Genomic DNA, 19,997 nt, shown 5'->3' with positions numbered 1-19,997 from the left:
GTCAGATTCCCGTCATTCCGGCGTAGGCCGGAATCCAGAAGTAACTGAATATAATAGATGCCGGATCAAGTCCGGCATGACGCCGCCGCCTTATTTGAACTTTTTGCGAGTCCTTCAAGTTTATACTCATCAATGTCACAGCTTGAACATTTAAAATGAGTCAGGCTGTTTGAATGGCAAGGCTGTTGTTGCATCATTACTGGAAAACCCTTTTGAAAAAGGGTTTTCCAGACCTTTCCCAAAACTTTTATGGTTATTTATGACGAGTTGATAACATATGTTTTTCAAGCAAAAGAATCCATAACCGAAAAGCTTTTGCCAAGCTTTTTTCAAAAAGCGGCCTTTGACCTTTCATTTAGCAGAAGAGTTCAAATTATGACGATGTGAAGTATATAAAGTGGCAGAAAAATAAACAAATGTGATCGCAGCGGCAAAAAGGCATTCACAGGACGAACATGGCATGCACAATATCAGTATATAAAACCGCCTTTCAAACATAATTTTTATATTGATATTCAGACGAATATCTTCTAAAAACAGACATTTAATTATTTGCAATTCCTAAGGCATGGAAATTGCTTTTCTTTTTGCTCCAAATATTTATCTTTAATTAATTGCAGCATATGAGACAGACGGTATAAAAGCAGCATCAGGATAATTTGCTTTTAGCTAAAAATAGTTGGAACTCGTTATTTTCGGTTTTCTGAACCTGAAATAAGCAGTCCATAAAAAACGGCTAAATACCGTAATAAAAAAGGAATCAAATGAAAATACTGTTAATAATTCCAGGTAGCAGTGAGGTTAACAGCAAAAGCTTTTATGGATACAGTTTTTACGCTGAATTTCTTTTAACGAAAAAATATATTTCATACCTCCTTGCCATTCCCACACTTGCGGCACTGACTCCTAAAAAGCATGAAATAAAAATTCTCGATGAAAACATAGAAGAAATTGACTACAAATACATTCCTGATGTTGTGGGAATAAGCGTAAGGACAATGTATGCTCCAAGGGCATACGAAATATCCAGGAACTACAGAAAGCTCGGAGCTAAAACTGTTCTTGGAGGCATTCATCCATCAATGTGCCCGGAAGAGGCATCCATGCACTGCGACAGCGTTGTCATAGGAGAAGCTGAAAACATCTGGGCAAAACTGCTTGAAGATGTTGAAAACGGAAATCTTCAGAAATTCTACAAGGCAGAGGAAAAAGTTGATTTAAGCAGATCTCCTGTTCCTGCAAGGAAATTTCTTTCCAGGAGCCAGTATATTTCAGACATACTCCAGACCACAAAAGGCTGCCCTTTTCACTGCGAATTCTGCTCAGTACATGCCTTTGACGGCCAGAAAATCAGAAACAGGCCAATAGATCAGGTGATTAAGGACGTACTAAATGTAAAGCAGGCCATGTCAAAATACAAATCAAAGCAGGCCATTTTCATTGCAGACGACAACATCATAGCTAACAGAAAATATGCCAGAGAGCTTTTCATTGCTCTTAAGCCCCATAATATAAACTGGATGTGCCAGGCTTCCATAAATATTTCCCAGGAAGATGAACTTCTCCAGCTGATGAGCGAAAGCGGATGCGGAGCCGTATTCATAGGATTCGAGTCCATTTCGGATGACAATCTGTCCAGCATGGATAAAGGCATTAACAAAAAATTCAACTATGTAGATGCAATCAACAAAATCCAGTCATACGGTCTCCTTGTTCACAGCTCTTTTATTGTCGGCTATGATTTCGATTCCCAGAAAACCTTCAGGGAGCTTGTTGACTTCATCCAGGAATCAAAGCTGCTTATGCCTCTTATAAACGTACTCACGCCTTTTCCTGGCACAAAACTGTTCAAAAGATTTGAAGAGGAAAACAGAATCCTTCATAAGGAATGGGCAAAATACGATACAAAAAATGTGGTTTTCCAGCCTGTCGGCATGCCTCCTGAAGAGCTTTCAGAAGGATACAAAAAAATTGTGCAGGAAATATATTCCTTTGATTCCATTCTTGAAAAACTCAAATATTACTGGGACATAGATTTCTGGAAAAGATCCAACGAACTTGACCCTGTCAAATTCAAATACAGATTTCTTTTCGCCTTCAGAATGGCAACCCTTCTTTTCTCAAGAAACGCCAAAAGATCGAGATTCATTCTTCAGATTCTTCCCCATATTTTCAGGAAGGAAGCCCGCATATCAACCATACTGACCCTAATGGCATATAATGATTTTGCCTATTCCATTTAGGACTCCATTTTAGGATTCAGCCAGAGCCCATGAGCATGTCATGGGCTCTGCTTTGTCATCCGCATATTTCAGCCTAAACATAATTTTGTTCTTGCTTTATAAGGCAGGCTATTTAATATCTGATCAGGTTTTGGCCTTATTTGGAAGCTTTTTCAGAATCATTGCAGATGTTTTAGCAAAGCTTAGCATTTTTTTAAGCCATTGGTTTTGTGTTCACAAGAAACAACCTTAAGCCACGACAAAAGTATTCTCCGGGAACAATCTTCAGGCATTATTTTTTGAATTCAAGGGATTTACATGAGCCAGTTTTACAATATCATCGGCAATAAAATCGTTCCAGCCCAGAGCGATGATTCAACAATCAGTATTTACATCAATCCTACGAATGAGGAGAAGGCAGCTTTAATTGAGAGTCATGGCATTGACGAACACACCCTGAATTCGGCCATTGACCCTGATGAGCTTTCAAGAATTGAGTTTGAGGACAATCATGTCGCCATAATTGTAAAAAAGCCCCAGACCTATTCATCAGAATCAGGATATCAGTTCAACGTGGCGTCCACCGGTATTTTCCTTTTTGAGGAAAAAATCATAATAATATCAGACAGTGAAATACCTGTACTTACGGACAAGCGTTTCATGAAAGTGCAGTCCGTAAAATCATTTCTTATGCTTACTCTTGGATACTGCATTTATCATTTTGTGGATCACCTGAAAATAATGAGGCAGATATCTGACGAACTCGAAAACAAGATAAATGCTTCCATGGAAAACAAATATCTGCTGTTCATGTTTTCCCTCAGCAAGGGCCTTGTTTATTATCTAAACGCGATAAGTTCCAATGGCATTCTTCTTCACAAAATGAAAAACAATCAAAAAATTATGTTCAACGAGAACGAGCAGGAGCTTCTCGAGGATATACTCATAGATAACAGCCAGTGCTACAGGCTTGCCGAAATTTACTCCAACATCGTTTCCAGCATGATGGACGCCAGGGCCTCTGTTGTCAGCAACAACATCAATATCCTGATGAAAACCCTGAACGTAGTCACCATTGCCATAATGGTTCCGACATTCGTGGTAAGCGCTTTCTCCATGAACGTTAAAATACCGATATCAGAGCACTCGTACGCATTCTGGATCATACTCGGACTTGCAGCTATCTCTGTGGGAATATTCCTTTCATTCTGGCGTCTTAAAAAATGGTAGACCACTGAGGGGCTTTGCCTGGGGCTGCTTTTGGGGAAACGTCTGGCAAAAGCTCTTTCAGGATTAATTTATATGCTGTATTTTTTCGGTTAGTTTAAATGTGAATAGGTCTTAAAAAGTCAAATTTCAGTCATTCCGGCGAAGGCCGGAAGCCATAAGTGTCTAAGAATAATGGATTCCGGATCAAGTTCGCCATGACGCTAAAGCCCTTTTCTGACTTTTTGCAATACCATCAAATGTCTCCTTAATTCAAATGTATGGTGGAAATATGAGCAATGAAATGCAGCCGGATATTGCGGCAAACGAAAAACATAGCGCAGCGTTCAACTCCGTAATCGCTGCCCTGCTCCTTACAGGATTCAAACTTATTGTGGGTCTGAAAACCGGAAGTCTCGGTATTCTTGCAGAAACAGCCCATTCTCTGCTTGATATGGTCGCGGCAATCATAACACTCATGGCGGTAAGGGTTGCAGATCAGCCCGCCGACGATTACCATCATTATGGGCATGGCAAGGTTGAAAACCTTTCGGCCCTGGCAGAAACATTTCTGCTTCTTGTTACCTGCGGATGGATTTTTTACGAGTCAATTCAGCATCTGTTTTTCGAACCCAAAAAAGTTGATGCCTCGATTTGGGCATTCGTGGTCATGCTTACATCCATTATTATAGATTTTTCAAGATCCAGAATGCTCATGAAGGCAGCCAAAAAATATAACAGCCAGGCATTAGAGGCCGATGCGCTTCATTTCAGGACAGATATCTGGAGCTCGATGGTGGTTCTTATTGGGCTTATAGGTGTCAAAGCAGCCGAGTTTTTCCCGAATCAGCAGTTTCTTGAAAAGACTGATGCAGTGTCAGCCATGATTGTTGCAGTGATCGTTGTCGTTATCAGCATCAAGCTCGGTAAACGCAGCATTGACGCGCTCATAGACACAGCGCCCCAAGACCTGCCCATGCAGATAAAAGAAACAGTGGAAGCCCTGCCCCATATCATTGATTGCCACGGCATAAGAATCAGACCATCGGGCGCCCATCTTTTCATTGATCTCCATGTGCTGATGGACGGAGATCAGACTCTGAATCATGCCCATGCTCTCACCGAGCAAATAGAAGAAACCATCAAAAAAATCATACCAAACGCCGATGTGATAGTTCATGCTGAACCCCATCAGTACCATAATTAAAAATCGTGCTGAGCATAATAAACAATGACAGGGGCACAAGAAGTCCGATTTCCGTTTATCCGGCGCAGGCAGGAATCCAGAAGTCTCTGAAAATACGAATATGCCGGATCAAGTCCGGCATGACGCCGATGCCTTTTTTTGACTTTTTGCGACCTTGTCAATTTTAAATCCAGGGTATGTCATCAAAAAAACATCATAAGGGGTTTACTTTTTCTGTTTTCATGTTTTAAAGGTTAAGGCTCTGGAAAAACAGGGCTGATATAAAACAAAAAAAACACAAACGGAGGCATGAAAATGAAGGCCCAGGTAACAGTAAACACTCTCCGCAAAATGAAACAGAATGGTGAAAAAATTTCATCAATAACTGCTTATGATTATACATTTGCAGCGCTTGCAGATGCTGCGGGAATTCACATCATACTTGTGGGCGATTCTGCCGCAATGGTTGTCCAGGGACATTCGTCAACCCTCCCGATCACAATGGATGAAATGGTTTATCACACAAGGCTTGTCACAAGAGCATCAAAAACTGCTTTTGTCGTAGCTGACATGCCGTTCATGTCTTATCACGCCAGCATAGCTGATGCCATCACAAACGCGGGCAGACTCGTAAAAGAAGGCGGAGCTGCAGCCATAAAACTTGAAGGCGGAGCATCAGTATGCGAAACCATATCTGCAATATCAAAGGCAGGAATTCTTGTTCAGGCCCATATAGGCCTGACTCCCCAGTCTGTTCATCAGATGGGCGGATACAGGATACAGAGGGATGAGGACAGACTCCTTGAAGACGCCTTCAAAGTCCAGCAGGCAGGAGCTTTTTCAGTTGTGCTTGAAGGAATACCGGCCTCAATAGCAGAGACAATATCCGGCAAGCTGTATATCCCAACAATTGGAATTGGCGCCGGCCCTGGCTGTGACGGCCAGGTTCTTGTAATGCATGACATGCTCGGCCTTAATATTGGTCATGTACCTAAATTTGTTAAAAAATACGCCAATATGGCTGAAACTGTGGAAACCGCTTTCAGGTCTTATGTGGAGGATGTTTCAAAGGGTGAATTTCCGGCAAAGGAACACTGCTATTAATTTAACGTCGGATTACGGACAAAGAACGTCCTAATCCGACCTACGCATCTTTTTTTGCCTTTTTGCGAGGCCATCAACCAATCCAATATTTTCTCCTCAGGAGGCCCTATCAGCCAGAATCATAAAACCAGGAGCAAAATAATAGCCATCATAGGCTGCGGAAGGGCAGGATCAAAACTTGGATTCTGGCTTTCAAGGTCCGGCTATAAAATAGAAGCACTTTTTGACCCTGATATAACTAAGGCTGAAAAGCTGTCAATTGAGGTCAATGCTGAAAAAGTGTGCAGTGAAGCTTCTCATGCTGCCTCGTGTAGCGACATAATATTCATATCAACTCCTGATTCACTTATAAAACCGACCTGCGCTGAAATTGCAAAGGGAGGCGGATTCAATACTGGCAGTATTGTTTTTCATCTTAGTGGTTCCCTGCCTTCTTCGATTCTATTAGAAGCGGCAAAAAAAGGCGCACTGACGGCATCGTTTCATCCTCTTCAAAGTCTCGCAGGCGGAGATACAGAGATCAACCCGTTCAAGGACATTCTTATAGCCGTCGAAGGCTATGCAGAAGCTGTGGCGCAAGCAAAAAAAATGGCTATAGATCTTGGCGCAAGGCCTTATGAAATAGATGGTAACGCCAAGACTCTTTATCATGCCTCGGCCGTGATCGCTTCAAACTACCTTGTTTCTTTGATGAAAATGGCGTCCGAGGTAATGGCCGCATCTGGAATACCAGAAGAAAAAGCTTTCGAATTTCTTCTTCCCCTTGTAAAGGGGACCCTTGCCAACATGGAGAAAATGGGGGTAGAACAGGCACTTACCGGCCCGGTGTCAAGGGGGGATGCGACAACTGTAATTGCTCATATTAATGGTATTACTGAAAAAACTCCTGATCTTAAAAAAGCATATATAGAACTCGGAAAAATAGCGTTGCAGATTTCAGAAAGTCAGAATTTCATTCCTGAACACTTAATAAACCAGTTAAGAGACATTTTTGAATCCTCCTGACGTGGAATCAAAAGCTTAAGGGTGCCTCTAAAAATTAGAATTTTTGATGTGGTAGCAATGAAGCGTCGCACGGAGAACCGGAGTTTATGTGGTATAAATGAGGCTTCGAGTACGACGCTGACGCAGCTAACGCGCAAAAAAGCCATTTTTAGAGATGCCCTTAAGCATATCGCCACCTCACCCTATACCAACGACGCCCGGGACTAATCACAAATGGGCTTGATATTTTTAGGCAATAATGCCATTTGAATGGCTCAAAAACATTTTACAGTTTTTAATAAAAGCACAGGATAAAAATATGAAAAGATACAATATACTGTTGTTCTTACTTATCTCTTTTATGTTTGCATTACCTGCATACGCCAGAAATGACTTCGGAATAGGCATGATCGTGGGTTCTCCCACAGGTCTCAGCGTCAAAAAATGGTTCGGAAACAACGCCGTTGATGCGGCCGCAGGATGGTCGAGCGACGCCTTCAACATACATATGGATTATCTGTTCCACAATTCGAGCCTTACCAATAAAAGCAATGTTCCGTTTCATTTCGGAATAGGCGGACGTCTTAGATTCGAAGACAAAGATGAAAATCATGGCCATCACGATGATGACAATGATGGAGACACTCGTCTGGGCCTCAGAATTCCGCTTGGAATAAACTATCTGTTTGCTAAACACCCTTTTGATATATTCGCTGAAATCGCCCCTGTACTTGATATTGTTCCTGAAACAGATTTCAGTCTTGATGCAGGGGTTGGAGTACGTTTCTATTTTCGCTAAAATTATGGAGATACAATGTCTGAGTTCACAAATGTAGCAGTTATCAAAAAAGCAAATATTTACTTTGATGGAAAGGTCACGAGCCGCACAATCGTATTCCCGGATGGATCCAAGAAAACTCTTGGGGTAATGCTGCCGGGCGAATATGAATTTGGAACTGCTGACAAGGAAATCATGGAAATTCTTGCTGGCGATCTTGATGTGCTTCTTCCTGGCACAACGGACTGGAAGCAGATAAAAGGCGGGGAAGCCTTTGAAGTTCCGGCAAATTCAAAATTTACAATGAAGGTAAAGGTAATATCTGATTACTGCTGTTCGTTCATAAAATAGTTTAGCATTTCCATACCTCCGGCTCAGATCTAAAAAAGCCGGAGGCACAAAAAAACTATCAAGAATCTCCATCAGATTTGCTCATCAAGTATTTTCACAATTCTTTCAAGTAAAGCCTTTCTTGCAGCATCATCTATCATTGTGACGCCACCGAAAAAGTGATGGCCGAGAACCTTAATGCCAGAAAACTCATAGATTCCCTTGTCAGATGTCATCTTCAGGGAATCGTGCATTCCCATGGGAACATATACTTCATCAGGCATTCCGGTTGTATTGAAAACGATTATTTTCTTATCGCCAAGAAGTCCTTTTATGCCATTTTCTGTTATCGCATAAGCAAAACCGTATGAAAAAACACGGTCAATATAGCCTTTGTACATTGCAGGAAGGCCTGTCCACCAGATCGGATGGACTGCAATAACGAGATCGCTTTTCTCGATAAACGCCTGTTCAGTTTTAATTGTTTCAGGAGTCTTGCCAGCCTGAATTGCGGCTAAATCATCAGGGGTTAAAACAGGATTAAACCCAAGGCTATAAAGATCCCTTACATTTACATTATGCCCTTTTGCTTCCGCAGCATTTTTAACTGTTTCAAGAATTGCATGATTAAAGCTTCCGGGATTCGGATGTGTGTAAACAATAAGAATATTCATATTTCAATCTCCTGAATTAAGGAATTAGATTCATTTTGCATCGCCAATTTCATTCTTGTAATGATAATAAACACCTTACTTTCATTTTGCAAGAAGGCACTTTATTGTTATATTATTACCAAAAAGAAAGTTTTTTGATTTTAAAGGATATTTTATCATGAAAGAAATTAATATGCCCGTATGCCCCGTTGAAATAACCCTTGAATTGATTGGCAACAAATGGGTTGTGCTGATCCTTAGGGAGCTTTTTTCAGGAACAAAAAGATTCAGCGAGTTATTCAAAGGAATCCCCGGAATCAGTCAAAAAATGCTTACCCAGCAATTGAAGGCAATGGAAAGCAAGGGGATGGTCAATAGAAAAGTTTTTGCTGAAGTTCCTCCAAGGGTTGAATACACACTTACTGAAACCGGAAACAGCATCAAGCCAGTTATTGATTCCATGGCTGAATGGGGGAAACGGTATGCTGAGAGTAACGCACAGGAATTATGCAAATAGAATCTGTTTTTTTGATGATTCATCAAAAGAACAAATCAACCCAATATCAACCATATAAATCAGTTGAAAAAGTTAACACGTCAACCATCAGACAAATATCAATTGAAAATATGATTAAAAAACACATTGACAAGCGCATCCGGGCCTGCTAACTATGCCGCTGTTTTCACAATACAGCCCAATAAGCTTCAGACATCTTCACAGAAATGCATAGTCAGTCAACATCAGAATGCCCATGAATCCATAGGAATTATAAATACGACTATATAGTTTCCGTTTCCAGGGAGCTCCCCTCTTGAACCCTGGATCAGGAATAAAAGAATCCCCGCTTAGGCGGGGATTCAAATTCATTTTATGTCATTCTGACGACAACCCTGCATGGGGACCCACTCACGTCATTAAGTCTCAACGGGAAAAGAAAAATCTCGCCTCCTGGCAAAACCTTGCTGGCAGAAACTGAATCAAGGTCCTCCACAAGATATTTGCCTGCATACGCCAGAAATCTGTGAAATGCGTATTTATCATAGCCATCTATAGATATCTGCCCGCCTACAACCCATACCGGCGAAGGCAACGAAAGCAGAATATCAAAGGCGTCTTTACTGATTACGCTTACAGATGATTCATATGCACGCAGGAAAATAATTCTTTCGTTTGAAAAAGCTCCGCAAAGCTCTGTCAAACTGGCCAGGTCATTATATTCCAGGAGATCAATTAGATAATAGGAACCCATCAGTTCAGAAACAATGAGTTTATCGAGGCATTCTCCGGAAGGATCAAAATGGTTCGGAGCGTCTATGTGAGTGCCTGTCTGGGTTCCTAAACGAATCGACGAAACCCTGAATCCATGAACATCCACGCTGCTCCATTCATTAATTGCAAACTCGGGATCAGTGTACTCCTCATCAGAAAAAATTTCAGTTTCATTTCCAAGAGGTTTCGTCAGATCAATAATTCCTTTTGTTTCCGCCATAGTTTCTCCGTGAGCTTCAAGATATGGCCTTTATCGCAGCCCTTCTTTCAAGTACTTCGACAAAATTTTTCCACGGCCAGAGATTTTTCCATGTAAAAAGTATAGCGCCCTTAATTGTAAGCTTGAATTCACCGTTTTCGGGAGAATCAGAGTAATATCCATTTTCAATCAGATAACGAAGCTCTTCGTTCAGATAATTTTCCACTGCCCTGAATTCCTTGCCAATAGTAAATCCGAGAGGCTCAATATTTGAAGAGAATCTGCTTCTGACAAGCTCAAAAAGCTCGAAAAGTCTCCCGCAATCATCAATATCCGGGAAACGGAAAGCTTTTTTATGCTTCATTGCCGGATAGGTTGATATCATCGGACTGTTACTGACGCTCAAAATCGATTTATCCGAATACACCTGGGTTATTTCAAGAAAATTCATTTCTCCGAGTTTGCTTAGTCCTGTGACAAGAGTTGCTGCGATACATTTCTCATCATGACTGTAAAGACTGAAATACATGGTAGCGTTGGTTCTTGCCAGTTTTGAAGATCCGACAAACCTGAATCCAAGCTCAAGTAATTTTTCATGATCAGCCCGGAAAACATCATTTCTGTCTTCCATGAATGATTCAGGATCGAGCAGAGTAAACTGATATCTGAAAGGAGCCGCCTCGTTCTCATAAATCAATATCGGGCCGATTACATGCTGGAAAATGAGGTAAGCCAGGAAAATATATATGGCAAAAAGAAGGTATTCCATCATGATCTATCTCCTTCATGAGGCTGTTTCAAATTAATGTTTGATGATTTTTTCAGAACATTATCACAGAATTATCTGCAAAACCAATTTTATGCTTATGTATCGTGGAAAATATGAATAAAAAGGCGTGTAGGCTCTTAATAAGCCAGCACGCCCCAAATAAGGATTTATGATTTTTGATTACTGCGGAATCTTATCGTGCCATGAAGCTGCCCTTTCAAGCTGCCCGGCAAGTTTAAAAAGCCTGATTTCATCGCACATTCTGCCTGTAAAAAGCATACCGAGCGGAAGTCCGTCCTTGGTCCAGTGAAGAGGAACAGACATGCCTGGAAGTCCGGTAATGTTACCCATTATTGTGAAAGCCATGCGTGTGAGTGTAGGCGCGGCAAAATGTTTGACCAGGCCGCTTTTCATGAGAAGGCGTCCAGCTGGGATATAGCTGCCAAACTTAATTATTGTTTCTTCAATCTGGGATGGTGGAATAACGCCGTGTGCAGCAGGCGGGGCAATAAGTGTAGGAGTCAAGAGCATGTCGTATTTTTGAAGGAATCTCCCCATCGCAAGCTGAACTTCATGCCATCCCTGCTTGGCAATCACAAAATCAGAGGCTGTAAGGCATCTGCCTGTCATGGCCATGTTTAAAGTGGTGGGCTCCATCTGTTTTACAGCTTCTTTTCCAAGAAGCTGTTTAATATTCTCTGTAGCAGCAGCCACATGACCGCAGACAACAATCATGAAATCCTGCCAGAATTTTTTAATATCTATGACCGGATCTGCCTCTTCTACATGATGCCCGAGGCTTTCAAGAAGTTTGACCGTATTTTCGAGTCCTTTTACAGCTTCCGCGTCAAGTTTAGCGCCCTCAATCAATGGCTTTTTGGAAAATGCGATGCGCATGGGTTCAGGATCAGTTTTTGATGCTTCAAAATAACTTCCATGCGATTTCGAGACTTTATATGGAGCGCCGATTTCAGGCCCGGAAGTCACATCGAGCATAGCTGCACTGTCCCTGACTGACCAGCTTATCACATGACCTGCAACTGCGCCTTCCCACCCTTCGCCATAATCAGGCCCCATTGGGTTAAGACCCCGTGAAGGCTTCATTCCAAACACTCCGCAGCAGGCAGAAGGAAAACGAATGGAACCGCCTCCGTCATTGGCTGAGGCAAAAGGCACAATACGGGCTGCGACAGCTGCGGCTGACCCTCCTGATGATCCGCCTGTGCTATGACCTTTTTTCCAGGGATTATGAGCAGGGCCAAAGGCCTTTGGCTCGGTTGTGATTGTAAGGCCAAGTTCAGGAGTGCTGGTTTTTCCAAAAGGGACTACACCGGACGATAAAAAACGATTAACAAGCTCGCTGTTGTATTCAGGAACAAAACGAACTCCCCTGCTGCCCATGCTGACAGGTTCTCCTGCCAGATGATCGAGCAGGTCTTTAAGCAAAAAAGGGACTCCGGCAAATGTACCTTCCGAAATTTTTTCAGACGCCATTTTTCTGGCTCTGTCGTAAAATTTGTGGATAATTATGTTTAAATCAGGATTAAGTTTTTCAGCACGGCTGATAGCGGTTTCAAGCAGTTCAGAAGGGTGAATATCCCCTTTTCTTACAAGTTCAGCCATTGCCGTTGCATCGTATTTTTCATAATCCTGAAGCATCTTATCCCCCTGTTTTTCCATTATCCATTATTGTGACCACCTCTAAAAATTGCCTTTTTGCGCGTTAGCTGCGTCAGCGTCGTACTCGAATCCTCATTTATAAGTCATAAACTCCGGTTCTCCGTGCGACGCTTCCTTGCTACCACATCAAAAATTCTAATTTTTATAGGTACTCTTATGTTAAACTGCCAAGGCCAGAAATTATCTGTTTCGCTGATGTGGCAGCCATTTCAATTCCTGAAGTTCCAAAATCCAAATGAAAAAGTGTTGAATGCCCGATCCAAAGGCTTAGAAGAGAATATGCGACAGTTGAAATCTCATCTGATTTTGATTCAGGATATTCAAGCGAAAGCAGGCTTATGACCATGTCAGTTATGCGTCCGTAAAGACTGCAGAGCTGGACCTTAATGAAATCATCGCGCCCTGAAGCTGCAAAAAGCTCGGTAAATATGAGGTTTTCGGCTTCGAATCTGCTTACTTCATCAAAAAAATATTTCACGGTTGAATCTATATGAACACCTTCTGGCCTTGAGGAAAGCGCTTTCAGAATAATTTCGAGGTAATGTTCGGTGAATCTATTCACCATTGCTGCAATCAGGCTGTCTCTGTTTCCGATATAATGCCTTATAAGGCTGTGCTTGACTCCGGCTTCTTCCGCAATCCTTGGAATGGAGCTTTCCTTGAGACCATATTTTCTTATGCAGTTTTCAAAAGCATCAAGAATCTGGGAGATTCTTTCATTTGCAAGACTTGGGCGACCCATTCATCATCCATATATTATCAATTATACCAATTCCAAATCAAAGCGCTATCTATGTTGGCATCGTCGTCAGCTCATCAACGTACAAACCACGTACGTTTGCGTCGCCTCCTCCTTGCCGCCTTGATTTCATCTTTGATTTGAAAATGGTATTAGTTATATATTGTAAGCTTTTACAATATATGCATTAACACAGTGATAGTGTCAATAGATTTTAAGATCTTAAAATAAATACTACCACAATCTTTATATCTTAAGATTTTGCATTGGAATCAGACTTTTTTATTGAACGGAATGCTTTTGCAGGGAAACACATCACCCCAAAACACCATTTCCCTTGATCTTGCTGATTTCTGACTCGCTGAATCCAAGCGACGACAGAATCAAATCATTATCATTCCCAAGGCGGCATCCAACCCATTTATACGAAGCCCCACATTCTGAAAATTTTATCGGACAGGCTATCTGGGGAATTGTTTTTGCCTCTGAGAAAGGAACTTCAACAACAAGATTTCTTGCCTTTGCTTGATCCGTCAGGACTGCCTCAGAAAAAGTAAGCACAGGCTCTACACAAGCGTCTATTTCGGCAAATTTTTCAACCCAATAAGAAAGAGGCTTGGATTTTATGACATTTTTTACGGCATTCTTTGCTTTTTCAATATTCCCAAACTGAAAAACGCCTCCTTCAATTAGATCATCAAGGCCCAAAGCCTCAAAAAATGAGGTTGAGAACTGCGGTTCCAGGCCTCCAAATGAAAGATATCTCTCGTCAAGAGTTTCATAACAGCCATAAAGAGAACCTCCGTTCAGAACCTCTGTTTCATAACCAGCATCTTCTCCTCCGCAGAGAGTTTTTGGGCCTGTCAGAGCATTATACTGAAACATGCAGTCCGTCATTGCTATGTCTATATGCTGTCCCATGCCTGTATTCATTCTATGAATTACTGCCGCAAGAATTCCTGTAACGCAATTATGCGATCCCGCAATATCGGCAATCTGGATTCCGGGAACAAAGGGCCCTGATTTTTTAGTCCCTGAAAAGCTCATCACACCAGAAAGACTCAGATAATTGATATCATGGCCTGCCCTGTTTTTAAGCGGCCCTGTCTGACCATAACCGGTTATGGAACAGTAAATAATGTCTGGCTTAATCTCCTTGAATCTCTGGTATGAAAGTCCGAACCGATCCATTACTCCGGGCCTGAACTGCTCGATGATGATATCAAAACCTTTTTCGAGTATCAGTTTTTCTATAATTGAGACTGACTCTTTATTTTTGAGATCAAGCCCAAGCGATCTCTTGTTTCTGTTCAGGTATGCATGGACACAGGAGATATCGCCCTTTTCATCAATAAAAGGCGGAATAAATCTGACAAGATCAGGTTTTGAAAGAGACTCGATCCTTAATACATCTGCTCCAAGATCGGCCAGATTCATTGTCGCAAGTGGCCCTGGAAGAAGAGTTGTGAAGTCAAGTATCTTAAGTCCTGATAAGGGCATGGTTTGGAATCCTTTAGAACGAATCAATAAATATGTTTACTTGAAAGGATGGATCTGAATCTTCAAAAAGCCTATTTTAAAAACAAAATGATTCTTTTTGATTTGTTATCCCATGTGAGATATATTTTGTAGCATTTTTGCAGATATAAGGGCAGCAAACGCCTTTTTCACATCACTCGTCCCAAAAATCGCTTAACAGGAATTCCAATGGCACACAAAACCTTCGTCAGCCTAACCCAAGAAAAGCCTGATGGCTTTGACCTCAGAATCCCTGATCCTGAAGAAGCGAGCCGCATTTGCCTGTGCATCCTTGCAGAAAACCTGGATGTCTTCATGCAAAAAATGGGGTTCATGAAGGACATGATCACAGGGATTGTTCTGACAAAGGGCAAATCTAACGAATGCTCAAAACTGACTTCCAGGCTATGGCATATGACATACCCTGAAAATGAAATCCCTTTACCCATAAATGTCCTGTCCTGTTTTCTTGATACGATCTGCAATGAAGACTTAGATACATGCATGCTCTCCCTGAAGGATTCCGAAGATGATCTCGTATATGTTTTAAAGACCAGTGAGGAGGAAATCGACAGCCTTAACAGAGAAAAAGGGATGCTCATAAAGGCCCAGAAGGCTCTTCAGGAAAGCGAGGAGAACTACCGAAGCATATTCAACGCGACAAACGAGGCTATATTCATACACGATGCGAAAACAGGCAAAATACTCGATGTGAATGACCGCATGCTCAAAATGTATGGGTATGAGCGTGATGAAGCCTTAAAATGCGATATTGAAGTTTTTTCAGCAGGATTCCCTCCCTACAGTCGAAAAGAAGCCATGGAGTTCATCAAAAAAACAAGGAACGAAGGGCCGCAGGTTTTTGACTGGCTTTGCAAAAGAAAAAACGGGAGCCTGTTTTTCGGTGAGGTTTCGCTCAAAAATGAAAAAATAGGCAAAAGCGAAAAAGTCATAGCCGTTACAAGGGACATCAGCGACAGAAAAAAATCAGAAGAAGTCCTCATGGAAAACGAGGCCAAATACAGATCCCTTTCCGAAAACAGCCAGGATATCATCCTCAGGTACGACAGGGACTTCAGGCACATATACGCAAATAAGGCGGCGATGAGGATAGTCTCAAAAACACCTGAAGAAATTATAGGGAAGAGCCATCGTGAAATGGGTTTTGATAAGGCCATTTGCGAATTCTGGGAAAGCAAAATAAAAAAAGTCTTTGACACAGGAAATCCTGAAAGCACCACATTCGCTTGGGAAAGCGGACATGGGGAGCTTTTTCTTGACTGGAAACTGTTCCCGGAATTTGATTCAAACGGGAAAACAATCTCTGTATTAGGGGTGGCAAGGGACATCTCAGAGCTGAAAAAAACAGAAGAAGCTCTCCACAGAAGCGAACAACTTTTCAGGGGCTACTTCGAGCTCGGGCTTACAGGCATGTCAACAACAACTCCTGACAAAAAATGGGTTCATTTCAACGACAGGCTATGCGAGATACTCGGTTACTCCAGGGAGGAACTCCAGGCCCAGACATGGGACAGCATTACTGATCCCAAAAACATTGAAGAGGAAACAAGGCATTTTGAAAGGCTTATTTCAGGGGAATCTGACGGCTACACCATGGACAAAAGATATATCAGAAAAGACGGAAGCATTGCCCATGTCAATATCTCCGTAAGCTGCCTTAAAAATCAAAAAAACGAGGTTGAATACCTTATTGCAATGATTCAGGACATTACTGAGCGCAAAAAGGCTGAAAAGGCCCTCAGAAAAAGCGAAGCCCTTTTGTATTCCACGATTGAGAGCCTTCCCTTTGATATTTTCGCGCTGGATGAGAAAGAGACCTATATACTCCAGAATTCCGCCAGCAGAAAAAAATGGGGCAATGTCATAGGCAAGACACCCGAGGAAATAAACACAAACCCTGAAAACATGGAGATCTGGAAACACAACAACCGGAGAGCATATAACGGAGAGCAGGTTATCGGGGAGATCGAATTTTCCATAAACGGAGCAAAAACAAACTATTACCAGATAATAGTTCCCATTTTCCCCGAGTCTCCGCACAAAGGCATAGTTGGCGTAAACATAGACATCACAGAAAGAAAAAAAGCAGAAGAAGCTCTTGCTGAAAATGAGGAAAGACTCAGGACCCTCATAAATTCCATGCCTGATATTGTTTGCTTCAAGGATGGAGACGGGAAATGGCTTGAGGCAAATGACTTTTATATAAAGCTCATGGGACTTGAAGGGGTCGACTACAGGGGCAAAAAAAACTCGGAGCTTGCCGAATTCAATAAATTTTACAGAGACACCCTTAACATAAGGGATGATTCAGACGAAAAAACATGGGAGCTCGGGGTAATAACAAGAAAAGACGAAAGAATACCACAAAAAGACGGCACGGTAATGGTTTTTGACAATATAAAAATCCCCATGTTTTATCCTGACGGAAAAAGGCGTGGCCTTATCAAAGTGGGAAGGGACATTACTGAAAGAAAAAATATTGAGGATTCCCTTATCCAGAGCCAGGTCAATTTTGAAACATTCTTTGAAACAGTCAATGATCTGATCTTTATTCTTGATGAGAGCGGAATCATCATCCATGTAAACGATTCTGTAATAAAGCGCCTTGAATTCTCCGAAGAAGAACTTTTGGGGATACCAATATCAGACATACTTGAGTGCCAGCAGCCAGACTGCGAAGGTAAACTGCTTAATGATATGTTCTCAGGTATCAAGCACGATTCCAGAATCCACCTGATATCAAAAAAGAAAAATCCTATTGAAGTTGACATTTCAACATTCAGGGGGGAGTGGAACAGCAAGCCAGCTGTTTTCTGGATAAGCAGGGATATTACGGAGCTTAAGCTTTCGGAAAAAAAATTTTCCACCGCCTTCAATTCAAATTCAGCTGTCATGGCCATTTCAACTGTGAGCGAAGGCCGGTATATTGATATAAATGACACTTTCATAAAAGTGTCAGGATACACAAGGGAAGAAATCATAGGCCAGAAATCAACGGATCTTGGCATATTTGATGATCCGTCGGACAGGGAAGAAATCAAACGTATTTTTCAGGAAAAGGGTCAGGTAAGGGATTTTGAGGCAAAGCTCAGGGCAAAGAACGGAAACTGCGTATATGGAATACTTTCCATGGACAGGTTCAATTTAGGGGACGACCCCTGCTGGCTCACAGTGATGACAGACATAACCGATCGGAAACAGGCAGAAGCCGAAAAGCTTGAAATGGAGAGAAGACTTCTCCATGCCCAAAAACTGGAAAGCCTCGGAGTTCTGGCAGGGGGCATAGCCCACGACTTCAACAATCTTCTGACAGGCATACTCGGTAATCTTGACCTGGCGCTTCTTACCCTGCCTTCAGGATCACAGGCAAAAACAAGAATTGAACAGGCAATCCAGGCATCATACAGGGCAGAAGAGCTGACAAGGCAGATGCTCGCCTATTCAGGCAAAGGCAAATTCGAGATCAAGCAGATAAATATAAGTGGAATAGTCAAAGAAAACGCTGAGCTTTTCCGTGCGTCAATAGCAAGAACCGTGACCCTCGATCTTTCTGTAAAAAATGATCTTCCTTATATTGAAGCAGATCCAGGGCAAATTCAGCAGATAATAATGAATCTGATTACAAACGCGGCGGAAGCCATTGGCAACGCGCCTGGAATAATATCTCTAACAACCGGAGTAATGGAGTGCTCCGACGAATATCTGAAACAAAGCAGGCTTGAGGAAAAACCTGAACAAGGAATATTCGCGTTTCTTGATGTCACAGACAACGGATGCGGCATGGACAAAGAAACCGAAAGGCGGATCTTCGAACCCTTCTTCACGACAAAATTTACGGGCAGAGGCCTTGGAATGGCTGCTGTACTTGGAATAATAAGAGGACATCACGGAGCTATCATTCTGGACAGCGAACCAGGTAAAGGCAGCACTTTCAAGGTGCTTTTCCCTGTATCTGAAAATAATTCCGACGGGTATCAAAACACAGGCACGCCAAAAAACTCATCGGATATTGAAAATACAGGAACCATACTTGTCATTGATGATGAAGACCACGTAAGGGAACTGTGCATAGATTTTTTAAGAGTTTTCGGATTCAGCACCTTAAGTGCAAGAAACGGATACGAAGGCCTGCACATATTTAAGGAAAACTCCGATAAAATAGTTTGCGTAATTCTGGATCTTACAATGCCCGGGCTTGACGGGGCCGCCACATTCAAGGAAATCAAAAAGATAAAACCAGACCAGAAGGTTATCCTGAGCAGCGGATACAGCGAGCATGAAGCCACAGTGCTTTTTGCAAATAAAGGGCTTACTGGATTCATTCAAAAGCCTTATAGAATCGGGGATCTTAAGGAAAAAATCAGTATGGCTCTGAAATAGTTTTTAGTCCAATATCAAAAAAAACTGGGGAACTTTTTGAAAAAGTTCCCTAAGACTAATTCGCACTTTATAAAAATCTGTTTGTCGTTCCCTATATAGCTTCTTAAAAAACAATTCTTCCAATATAATCAGCTATTGCTCCGTTTACTTCCGCAGGCTTTTCGACCGGAGACATATGCCCTGCCCCATCAATGCTTACAAGAACAGAGCTTTTAATATTATCAGCAAGATATGTCCCATATTTAGGCGGAGACAGTTTATCTTCAACAGCAGTCATGACAAGAACTGGCATGGTTATTTCCGGGAGGCGACTCATTACGTCAAAAGAATCACAGGCCATGAAATCATTATAAACAACAAAGGGATTACACTGGGCATTGGCCTCGATTATGTCCATCATTACACTGTAATCAGTCGTCGGCGCCGCTGCCGTAAGCGCAAATGAATCAACATATGATTTGTAATCGTTTTGCACCATATTCAGAATCAGAGGAAGAACCCTGAGCTTTGCACCTGTATTTATAAGAATTCCAGTCTTGAACATTTCTTTATTGTCCAGAAGAAGCTGAAGACTTATGGCGCCTCCCATGCTGAGTCCGCAGGCCACAGGCGATGGAGCTTCAATGTCTTTTATAAAATCGGCCACAGCATCAGAATAAGCCTTGATACTGTTCATGCCGAATCCTTCACTTTTTCCGTGACCTGGAAGGTCAACCGCTATGGTATTAAAGCTGCCTGACAGCCCTTTTACCTGGGCCTTCCACATTACCGACGATCCGCCAGAACCATGAATGAAGATAACAGTCGGTTTACCTGGATCAAGAGGCCATGCGCCTGATATAAAATTCATTCCGTTTATCTTGTTCTCGAACATCAAAACTCCTTTTAGGTGCGGATAAATAATCTTTTAGATATTTCCTTAACAAATTAACCGCACATTACTCCATCAATTATTTAC

General features: G+C 41.9%; 16 protein-coding genes. 9 read left to right on the top strand and 7 right to left on the bottom strand.

Annotated features, from left to right (window positions below; all coding sequences use genetic code 11):
- The first annotated feature begins 764 nt into the window (after positions 1-764).
- From K245_RS23020 to ppnP, 7 genes are all read left to right on the top strand, one after another.
- On the top strand, positions 765-2,243 hold the full coding sequence (locus tag K245_RS23020; RefSeq protein ID WP_051283851.1) for a B12-binding domain-containing radical SAM protein: 1,479 nt from the start codon (positions 765-767) through the stop codon (positions 2,241-2,243).
- Positions 2,244-2,540: 297 nt separating this feature from the next.
- Positions 2,541-3,452, top strand: coding sequence for a magnesium transporter CorA family protein (locus K245_RS0104070; RefSeq protein ID WP_027358278.1), 912 nt, complete (start codon positions 2,541-2,543; stop codon positions 3,450-3,452).
- 268 nt (positions 3,453-3,720) lie between these two features.
- A complete protein-coding gene (locus K245_RS0104065) occupies positions 3,721-4,635 on the top strand; it encodes a cation diffusion facilitator family transporter (protein WP_051283850.1) in 915 nt (304 codons plus the stop codon).
- Between the two features lie 294 nt (positions 4,636-4,929).
- The gene (gene panB / locus K245_RS0104055; RefSeq protein ID WP_027358276.1) at positions 4,930-5,718 is read left to right on the top strand and encodes a 3-methyl-2-oxobutanoate hydroxymethyltransferase; all 789 of its coding nucleotides are present in this window, start codon (positions 4,930-4,932) and stop codon (positions 5,716-5,718) included.
- A 54-nt stretch (positions 5,719-5,772) separates the two neighbouring features.
- Complete coding sequence (locus tag K245_RS0104050; protein WP_051283849.1) at positions 5,773-6,723, top strand: Rossmann-like and DUF2520 domain-containing protein; 951 nt, start codon at positions 5,773-5,775, stop codon at positions 6,721-6,723.
- A gap of 298 nt (positions 6,724-7,021) precedes the next feature.
- Entirely contained in the window at positions 7,022-7,501 is a 480-nt protein-coding gene (locus K245_RS0104045) for a BAPKO_0422 family outer member beta-barrel protein (protein WP_027358274.1), read from the top strand.
- Positions 7,502-7,516: 15 nt separating this feature from the next.
- Complete coding sequence (gene ppnP / locus K245_RS0104040) at positions 7,517-7,831, top strand: pyrimidine/purine nucleoside phosphorylase (protein WP_027358273.1); 315 nt, start codon at positions 7,517-7,519, stop codon at positions 7,829-7,831.
- Between the two features lie 71 nt (positions 7,832-7,902).
- On the opposite strand, the gene K245_RS0104035 is transcribed toward ppnP, so the two are convergent.
- Complete coding sequence (locus K245_RS0104035) at positions 7,903-8,484, bottom strand: NAD(P)H-dependent oxidoreductase (protein ID WP_027358272.1); 582 nt, start codon at positions 8,482-8,484, stop codon at positions 7,903-7,905.
- Positions 8,485-8,641: 157 nt separating this feature from the next.
- On the opposite strand from K245_RS0104035, the gene K245_RS0104030 reads away from it, so the two are divergent.
- Complete coding sequence (locus tag K245_RS0104030) at positions 8,642-8,980, top strand: winged helix-turn-helix transcriptional regulator (protein ID WP_027358271.1); 339 nt, start codon at positions 8,642-8,644, stop codon at positions 8,978-8,980.
- 352 nt (positions 8,981-9,332) lie between these two features.
- Here K245_RS0104030 and K245_RS0104020 read toward each other — a convergent pair whose 3' ends face one another.
- The 5 genes from K245_RS0104020 to K245_RS0104000 form a co-directional block, all read right to left on the bottom strand.
- The gene (locus K245_RS0104020) at positions 9,333-9,953 is read right to left on the bottom strand and encodes a cyclase family protein (protein ID WP_027358270.1); all 621 of its coding nucleotides are present in this window, start codon (positions 9,951-9,953) and stop codon (positions 9,333-9,335) included.
- Between the two features lie 16 nt (positions 9,954-9,969).
- Positions 9,970-10,704, bottom strand: coding sequence for a hypothetical protein (locus K245_RS0104015; protein WP_027358269.1), 735 nt, complete (start codon positions 10,702-10,704; stop codon positions 9,970-9,972).
- 177 nt (positions 10,705-10,881) lie between these two features.
- Positions 10,882-12,360: an amidase gene (locus tag K245_RS0104010; RefSeq protein ID WP_027358268.1), complete on the bottom strand. Its 1,479-nt coding sequence runs from the start codon at positions 12,358-12,360 to the stop codon at positions 10,882-10,884.
- 175 nt (positions 12,361-12,535) lie between these two features.
- On the bottom strand, positions 12,536-13,123 hold the full coding sequence (locus tag K245_RS26310) for a TetR/AcrR family transcriptional regulator (RefSeq protein WP_027358267.1): 588 nt from the start codon (positions 13,121-13,123) through the stop codon (positions 12,536-12,538).
- A 312-nt stretch (positions 13,124-13,435) separates the two neighbouring features.
- Positions 13,436-14,620 carry a CaiB/BaiF CoA transferase family protein gene (locus K245_RS0104000; protein WP_035276426.1) on the bottom strand — a complete coding sequence of 395 codons (1,185 nt, stop codon included), beginning with the start codon at positions 14,618-14,620 and terminating at the stop codon, positions 13,436-13,438.
- Between the two features lie 207 nt (positions 14,621-14,827).
- On the opposite strand from K245_RS0104000, the gene K245_RS26305 reads away from it, so the two are divergent.
- A complete protein-coding gene (locus K245_RS26305; RefSeq protein ID WP_051283847.1) occupies positions 14,828-19,039 on the top strand; it encodes a hybrid sensor histidine kinase/response regulator in 4,212 nt (1,403 codons plus the stop codon).
- Positions 19,040-19,142: 103 nt separating this feature from the next.
- On the opposite strand, the gene K245_RS26300 is transcribed toward K245_RS26305, so the two are convergent.
- A complete protein-coding gene (locus K245_RS26300) occupies positions 19,143-19,913 on the bottom strand; it encodes an alpha/beta fold hydrolase (protein ID WP_027358265.1) in 771 nt (256 codons plus the stop codon).
- Positions 19,914-19,997 lie beyond the last annotated feature (84 nt).

The organism is Desulforegula conservatrix Mb1Pa, assembly GCF_000426225.1.
GTDB classification, from domain to species: domain Bacteria; phylum Desulfobacterota; class Desulfobacteria; order Desulfobacterales; family Desulforegulaceae; genus Desulforegula; species Desulforegula conservatrix.
This window is presented reverse-complemented; position numbering and strand designations above follow the sequence as displayed.